Annotated in this window: 7 protein-coding genes and 1 pseudogene; 3 read left to right on the forward strand and 5 right to left on the reverse strand. The window is 63.9% G+C overall.

Annotated elements, in window-relative coordinates; all coding sequences use genetic code 11:
* Positions 1–496, reverse strand: a pseudogene (locus tag EN991_RS16120) (GNAT family N-acetyltransferase); the annotation flags it as partial.
* 91 nt (positions 497–587) lie between these two features.
* Between EN991_RS16120 and EN991_RS16125 the strand changes: the two are divergent.
* A complete protein-coding gene (locus tag EN991_RS16125; protein ID WP_064995435.1) occupies positions 588–1,646 on the forward strand; it encodes a polysaccharide deacetylase family protein in 1,059 nt (352 codons plus the stop codon).
* 15 nt (positions 1,647–1,661) lie between these two features.
* On the opposite strand, the gene EN991_RS16130 is transcribed toward EN991_RS16125, so the two are convergent.
* On the reverse strand, positions 1,662–1,877 hold the full coding sequence (locus EN991_RS16130; protein WP_013532215.1) for a DUF2842 domain-containing protein: 216 nt from the start codon (positions 1,875–1,877) through the stop codon (positions 1,662–1,664).
* Positions 1,878–2,075: 198 nt separating this feature from the next.
* Here EN991_RS16130 and EN991_RS16135 point away from each other — a divergent pair, with 198 nt between their 5' ends.
* Positions 2,076–3,167, forward strand: coding sequence for a COX15/CtaA family protein (locus EN991_RS16135; protein WP_082826667.1), 1,092 nt, complete (start codon positions 2,076–2,078; stop codon positions 3,165–3,167).
* A 25-nt stretch (positions 3,168–3,192) separates the two neighbouring features.
* Here EN991_RS16135 and EN991_RS16140 read toward each other — a convergent pair whose 3' ends face one another.
* Genes EN991_RS16140 through speB form a run of 3 tightly spaced genes read right to left on the reverse strand, consistent with a single transcriptional unit; the run spans position 3,193 to position 5,996 of the window.
* On the reverse strand, positions 3,193–4,035 hold the full coding sequence (locus EN991_RS16140; protein ID WP_198327658.1) for an aminoglycoside phosphotransferase family protein: 843 nt from the start codon (positions 4,033–4,035) through the stop codon (positions 3,193–3,195).
* Positions 4,032–4,958, reverse strand: coding sequence for an N-acetyl-gamma-glutamyl-phosphate reductase (argC, locus tag EN991_RS16145; RefSeq protein ID WP_013532212.1), 927 nt, complete (start codon positions 4,956–4,958; stop codon positions 4,032–4,034). The genes EN991_RS16140 and argC overlap by 4 nt, the downstream gene beginning before the upstream one ends.
* A gap of 24 nt (positions 4,959–4,982) precedes the next feature.
* The gene (gene speB, locus EN991_RS16150; RefSeq protein WP_127369127.1) at positions 4,983–5,996 is read right to left on the reverse strand and encodes an agmatinase; all 1,014 of its coding nucleotides are present in this window, start codon (positions 5,994–5,996) and stop codon (positions 4,983–4,985) included.
* Positions 5,997–6,119: 123 nt separating this feature from the next.
* Here speB and EN991_RS16155 point away from each other — a divergent pair, with 123 nt between their 5' ends.
* Positions 6,120–7,328 carry an acyltransferase gene (locus tag EN991_RS16155; protein WP_024504663.1) on the forward strand — a complete coding sequence of 403 codons (1,209 nt, stop codon included), beginning with the start codon at positions 6,120–6,122 and terminating at the stop codon, positions 7,326–7,328.
* Positions 7,329–7,389: the final 61 nt, after the last annotated feature.

Raw genomic sequence — 7,389 nt, forward strand, 5'->3', positions numbered from 1 at the left:
GGTCAAGCGATGCGAGCGGATTGGCGACGCCGTCGAGATCGGGCAGCAACCGCTCGAGCGCGACCAGATCGATGTCCGGGCGTGCCTCGGCGATGGCCGCCAGCACCGATCGGAGGGCCGGCATATCCACCTTGGCCAGCCAGTTCGGGTCCGCGGCGACGAAGTTGCCGTTGGCGTGGCGCCCACCCATGAAGCGGGCGATCCGGAACGGCCCCTTCGAGGCAATCTCCAGCGCCAGCGAAAAAACCGGTTTGCCCTCGGCACTCAGCGTCGCGACGAGCAGGTCCGGTCGTGTCTCGGCCGCCCAGTTCAGGATCCAGGCAGCACCCTGCGCCGGACCAAACAGAGCCGAGCGGCAGAACTCGGCATAGGCCGCCAGTCCGTCCGTGGACGCCACCGAGATCGACAGGCCGGCACGGTCCCGTGGCAAGGCGCGCGACGATGCCTCGGTCGCCGCAAGCCGATTGCCGTCAAATGACGCAGTTGCGTCAACCATACCTCAATCCTTAGGGCGTATTGGTCGCGATTTGGGGGTTCGCATAGGCGCATTCCGTGCTTGGATCAGCCTAGGCGCAAAAGGTGAATGAATGATCGACGGCGGGGAGGCAATCCGGAAACTGGCGCTGAACGTCGCCCGCTATACCGGCCTTGCACCGCTGGCCAAGCCGTTCATCGGCGGCATTGGCGCCATCCTGATGCTGCACCGTGTTACCGCGACGCCGGAAAAGCCGGACGGCGTCAACCGGCATCTGAATATCGCGCCCGGGTTCCTCGATGCCATGATCGCCGACATGAAGGCGCATGGCTATGCCTTCGTCTCCATGGACGAAGCCGTCGAGCGCATCAAGGCGGGCGGCAAAGGCGGTCAGTTTGCCACGATCACCGCCGACGATGCCTATCGCGACAATATGGTCGAGGCGCTGCCGGTGCTGGAGAAGCACGGCGCGCCGATCACCATCTATGTCGCGCCCGGGCTGATCAACGGCACAGCCGACCTGTGGTGGGACGTTGTCGAGGACATCGTCAACGCGCGCGATACCTTGACGCTGACGCGGCCGAAGGGTCCGCTGACGATCGATTGCTCGACCCCCGCGAAGAAGCTGCAGGCCAATGCACGCCTGCACGCCTATCTCACCTCCGAAATCCGCGAGAAGGACCTGCAGGCGGTGTTGCGCGATCTGGCTCGCGCAAATGGCATCGACGCCGACGGTCCGCGCCTGCGCACATTGATGAACTGGGACGAAATCCGCCGCATCGCCGCGCATCCGCTGGTGACGATCGGCGCCCATACGATCAACCACAGCAATCTGAAGCGGCTCTCCGAAGCCGATGCCCGGCACGAGATCGGCGCCGTGCGCGCCATGTTGCTGGCCGAACTGGGCGAAGAGCCCCGCCATTTCGCTTACCCCTATGGCTATGCGAGTGCCGTAGGCTGTCGCGAAGTCGGCTTTGCCCGTGACGCAGGCTACACCTCTGCCGTGACGACGCGCCACGGCGTGCTGCGCGCCGAACATGCCGGGTTCCTGCATGCTTTGCCGCGGATTTCCGTCAACGGCCGCTATCAGAGCCTCGCCCATATTCGCACCATGCTGTCGGGCGTGACGACGCCGCTCGCCAATGCCGGCAAGATGGTCGTCACCATCTGACGCTGGCGGTTTCGCCTAGCGCTTGGCCCTCGGCTCCAGCATCAGCCATTTGATGATGCCCATTGCCGGCAGCACCCAGAGCAGGCCGCTGAGCAGGAAGAACAGGAAATGCACCCACGGACCCGACTCCGACAGCCGGGCGACCGCGAAGATCGATGCGACCAGCGCATAGATGATGACCAGCGCCACCAGCAGAAACATTCCGATCAGCTTTTTCAGGCGCAGGGGCATGGTTGGTCTCCTGATCGAGCATGCCGGAATTTGCACAGGCGGCCTGGCAGGCTCAAGGGGTAACGGCCTCGCATAGGCCTTGAGGCGAGACTGCGCAACCGGTGAGACGCGGCGCGACGGCGTGCCGCGCCGGATGGTCTTGCCAGCACGGGTGCGATGGTCCACCAATCCGCCAAATCAACCTGCCGGGACAAGATCATGGCTGCCATATCAGCTGCCGCGCCATACGTCGCCCGCGACCGCGACCTGCATAACCGGGCGCTGCTGCGCGCCTGGCTCTATGTGGTGCTTCTGGTGCTGTTTGCGCTGGTGCTGGTCGGCGGCGCCACCAGGCTCACCGATTCCGGCCTGTCGATTACGCAGTGGAAGCCGATCCATGGCGTGATCCCGCCGCTCAACGATGCCGAGTGGCAAGAGGAATTCCAGCTCTACCAGCAGATCCCGCAATATGCCGAGCTCAACAAGGGCATGGGCATCGAAGCGTTCAAATCGATCTTCTGGTGGGAATGGGCGCATCGCATCCTGGCGCGCAGCGTCGGCCTGGTCTTCGCCTTGCCGCTGCTGTTCTTCTGGGCGACGCGCCGCATCGAGCGCGGCCTGGGTCGGAAACTCGTGGGCATTCTGCTGCTTGGCGGCCTGCAAGGCGCCATCGGCTGGTGGATGGTGGCCTCTGGCCTGGTCGACCGGGTCTCCGTCAGCCAGTACCGGCTGGCGACCCACCTGACCCTTGCCGCACTGATCTTCACCGCCACCATGGTGGTCGCGCGCGGGTTGGCGCCGCATTCCGAGCCTGCCGCCGATAGGTCGACGCAGAGGCTGGCCGGCTTCATCGTGCTGCTGGCGCTGATCCAGATCTATCTCGGCGGCCTGGTCGCCGGGCTCGATGCGGGCCTGAGCTACAACACCTGGCCGCTGATGGACGGCAAGATCATTCCCGGCGATCTGCTGATCCTCGAGCCGGCATGGCGCAACTTCTTCGAGAGCCCGAAGACGGTGCAGTTCGTCCATCGGCTTGGCGCTTACACGGTATTCGTCGTGGCCTTGTGGCACATGATCGCCACGCGCCGGCGGCTGCCAGGCTCGACGCATGCGCGCCGCGCGACGCTGCTGTTTCTACTGGTGCTGGTGCAGGCCTCGATCGGCGTCGGCACGCTGCTCATGCATGTGCCGTTGCATATGGCGCTGACCCATCAGGGATTTGCGCTGATCGTGCTGGGCTTTGCAGCAGCCCATTGGCGCGGCACCAAGGGCGCCTATCCCTTGCCGACGGGAATAGCGCTCAGGGGCTGATCCCGAGCCGATCTACTGGGTCGGATCAGAAGCTTGCCCGCACCGCCCGGATCGCCTTGACGATCGACATTTCGCGATTCTCCTCGACCGCATTGTCGTCCTCGTGATGCCAGGACGCCGACAGGCATCCATAGGCAATGGCATGATCGAGGATAGCGGTCGGTGTCTGGCTCAGTGTTCTGGCAAAGATCTCGGCCATATCAGCGATCCGCTTCGGATCGAGGCAGAGATCGTCCCGGTCGAGCGGGTTGTAGAACATGTTCGCCGCGTCGAAGCCGGGATCGCCGAGCACGCCCTTCGGATCGATCGCCAGCCAGCCGCGCGGCCCGTGCAGGATGTTTTCGTGATGCAGATCGCCATGCAGGGGCCTGATGTCGTGCGGATCGGCCAGCAGCCGCTCGGCGATGACGGCTGCCTCGACATAGAGGCTGTCAAGGCCGGCGTCGCGATCGGTATTCGCCTTGTCGAACAGGCTGGCGAAGCGTTCCCGGAGCGGCTGAAGCTCGGGCGGGTAGGGGGCTTTCCCCCGTGAAAACAGTTTTGCCATCAGCTCCGCCGCGATTGCGGTCGCGGCAAAGTCGCCCTGTTCGTCGAGAACCTGCTGCAGCAGGGTTTCACCGGCATATTCGAGCAGCATGCTGTGGCCGTCGCGGCCGAGCAGACGCACCGCGCCTTCGCCGCGCCGCCAGGCGAGATAGTGCTCTCCGCGCAACTCGTCGGCGACGTCATCGAAAGGCTTCAGCGCCTTGACGATCGCCGGCGATCCGTCTTCGCGCAAAACCTTCCAGATGCGGCTCGAAAAGGTCTCGGCAATGAGTTCGGGCGCGCTGACTTTCCAGCGCGCCGGAAAGGCTGGCGTGTCCATCAGAGGCCGAGCATCAGATCCATGTTCTGGACGGCGGCACCCGAGGCGCCCTTGCCGAGATTGTCGTAGACCGCCAGCAGCAGGGCCTGCGCCCGTTTGTCGTTGGCGAAGACATAGACCTTCATCCGGTTGGTGCCGTTGTAGATCTCCGGATCGATCTCCGGCATGCGCTCCGAATGCGCATAGGGCGCCACCTCGACCACACCGCCCTTGATGGCGGCGAAATGGTCGGCAATCGCCGCATGCAGCTCCGCACCGGTCGGCACATGGTCGAGGCCGCCGAGTTGCAATGGCACCACGGTGATCATGCCTTGCGCGAAATTGCCGACCGCCGGCTGCATGATCGGATCATGCGACAGCCTTGCATAGGCCCTCAATTCCGGCACGTGCTTGTGCTGCAGGGTGAGGCCGTAAGGCAGGAATTCCGAGGCGTCCTCGCCCTTGGCGACGTAGTCCTCGATCATCGGCCGTCCGCCGCCCGAATAGCCCGAAATGCCGTTGACGGTGATCGGAAAATCCGCCGGCAGCAGGCCTGCTGTGACCAGCGGCCGCAGCGTCGCGATCGGTCCCTGCGGCCAGCAGCCTGGGTTGGCGACGCGCTTTGCCGAGGCAATCGCCTTTGCCTGGTCCTTGTCCATCTCGGCGAAACCATACGCCCAGCCCTCCGCCACGCGATGCGCGGTCGACGCATCGATGACCCTGGTGGTGTCGTTGGCGATCAGCGAGACGCTTTCCTTCGCCGCGTCGTCGGGCAGGCACAGGATAGCGACATCGGCGGCATTGAGGAACTCGGCACGTGCCGCCGTTTCCTTGCGACGCTCGGTGGGGATGGAAATGATCTCCAGATCACCGCGCTCGGCAAGCAGCGCCCTGATCTGCAGGCCGGTGGTGCCGTGTTCGCCGTCGATGAAGATTTTCGGTTTCATGGGTTGTTCAAATTCCCTGAGTTTTCAATACTGTATGCCCTGGCCTTGAATCACTGCGGCACCATTGTGATTGCCGTTGTTCAGCTCTTCAAGCCGGGCTTTCCGTTCAGCAAGCAGACCGAGATACTGCATGGCCACCATCGAGCCGGCGATTGCCGTTATATCGGCGTGATCATAGGCCGGCGCAACCTCTACGACATCGGCGCCGACAATATCGATCTGGTTGAGCTGGCGCAGCGTCGACAGGATCTTGGCCGAGGACGGCCCGCCGGCAACCGGCGTGCCTGTGCCGGGCGCATAGGCCGGATCGAGGCAGTCGATGTCGAAGGTGAGATAGGTCTTTTTGCCGCCGGTGCGGTCGACAATGGCGTAGGCAATGTCGGACGCCCGCATCTCCTCGATTTCATGGCCATGGAGGATCTTGATGCCGAACGTGTCGGGCGCATGGGTGCGGATGCCGATCTGGATCGACCGGTCGGGATCGATGATGCCTTCCTTGACGGCGCGACCGACGAAGGAGCCGTGGTCGATGCGCTTGCCGTCGTCCGGCCAGGTGTCCTGGTGGGCGTCGAACTGCACCAAAGCGAGCGGACCATGGATGGCGGCATGCGCCTTGAGTAGTGGCCAGGTGACGAAATGATCGCCGCCGAGCGTCAACAGGAAGGCGCCTGATTTGAGGATCTTCGCCGCTTCGCGCTCGATCGTGCCGGGCGTCTTCTGATGGTTGCCCGAATCGAGCAGGCAATCGCCATAGTCGACGACCGCCAGATGCTCGAACAGATCGCGTGAAAAGGGATACTGCGGGTCGTTGTCGAGGATCGCCGAGGCACGGCGGATCGCCTGCGGCCCGAAGCGGGCGCCAGGCCGGTTGGTGACGGCGGCATCGAAGGGAATACCCCACACCACCGCATCCGCGCCCTTCACGTCCTTGGTGTATTTGCGCCGCATGAACGACAGCGCGCCGGAATAGGTCGGCTCGAACGCGGCGCCCGTTTTGGAACGGGCGGTGAAGGCGTTGTCGATGGTGTGGTTCGCCATTACGGATCCTCGTTTTTCATCGGGTTGCAACAACTACAGAACCGGCACGGAAGATGCCAGTCATAGCTTGGCGAGACGGAATGGCGCTGCCCGAGTGCCACGGCAAGACAGGATTGTATCATCATGACCCAGACCGCGTTTCTCAACCCCACCCGTGCCGCGGCGTCGACCCACACCGGCACGGTCGCCGGCGAACGCTTCCTGGTCCTCGATTCGTGGCGCGGCATCTGCGCGCTTCTGGTGGCGCTGTTTCACTTTCCTACCGGTTCGACGATTTCGCAAAGCGCCTTCATCGGTTCGTCCTACCTGTTCGTCGATTTCTTCTTCGTCCTTTCCGGCTTCGTCATCGCCAGCAGCTACGGCGATCGGCTCAACCAGCCGGGACAGGTCGCGCGTTTCGCCCTGGTCCGTTTCGGCCGCATCTACCCGCTGCATCTGCTCATGCTTGCCGCCTTCGCCGGTTTCGAGCTGCTGCGGCTGATGCTGCCGCAATTGCACGGCACGGGGGCTGCCCCCTTCACCGGCGGCTTCGACCTCAACAGCCTGCTTGCCAATCTCCTTCTGCTGCAGGGTGTCGGCTTCGAGGATCAATTGACCTGGAATGCGCCGAGCTGGAGCATTTCGGCCGAGTTCTTCGCCTATCTCCTGTTTGCCGGCGTGGTCTTCGTCGCCGGCGCGCGCGCCTGGATATGGTTCGTCGCGGCCGCCGTCACCGCGCCGCTGTTCCTGCTCGGCTTCTCGACCCATCATATGGATGTGTCCTTCGATTTCGGCTTCATCCGTTGCCTGTACGGCTTCTCGCTCGGCGCCTTGCTGGCCTGGTTTCAGCATGATTCCATCGCAGGGGCGCGACAGGCTCTCGCCAGGGGCGGCCCGCGGATGGACTGGACCCTTGCCGAAATCGTCATGGTGGCCGTCATCGTGCTTTTCGTTTCGCTGGCGGGCGACAATGACTTCGGCATCGCGGCACCCCTGGTGTTCGCGCTGGCGCTGTTTCTGTTCGCCCATGAGGGTGGCTGGATCAGCGCCTTGCTCAGAGCCCCGTTCATGCTGACGCTCGGCGCGCTGTCCTATTCGATCTACATGGTCCACATCTTCGTCCAGGCGCGCCTGATCAACGTCGCGGGGCTCGTCGAGCGCAAGCTCGGCCTTGGCCTGATCGGCGACTTCATGCTGCGCGGCCAGCCTGCCACCGGCTTCGGTGCCGGCTGGACGGGGGCGGTGGCGATCGTCGTCATGCTCGCCGCTACCATTGCCGCCTCCTGGATCACCTGGCGTTTTGTCGAGATGCCGGCCATGGCGTGGTTCCGCAGGCTCTCGAAACGCATCTGACGCACCTGCTGCGAGTATTCCGCTAGCCGGCTTCGTTCACCCAGATGTCACGGGCGTCGCC

Source organism: Mesorhizobium sp. M7A.F.Ca.US.005.03.2.1 (genome assembly GCF_003997795.1).
GTDB classification, from domain to species: domain Bacteria; phylum Pseudomonadota; class Alphaproteobacteria; order Rhizobiales; family Rhizobiaceae; genus Mesorhizobium; species Mesorhizobium ciceri.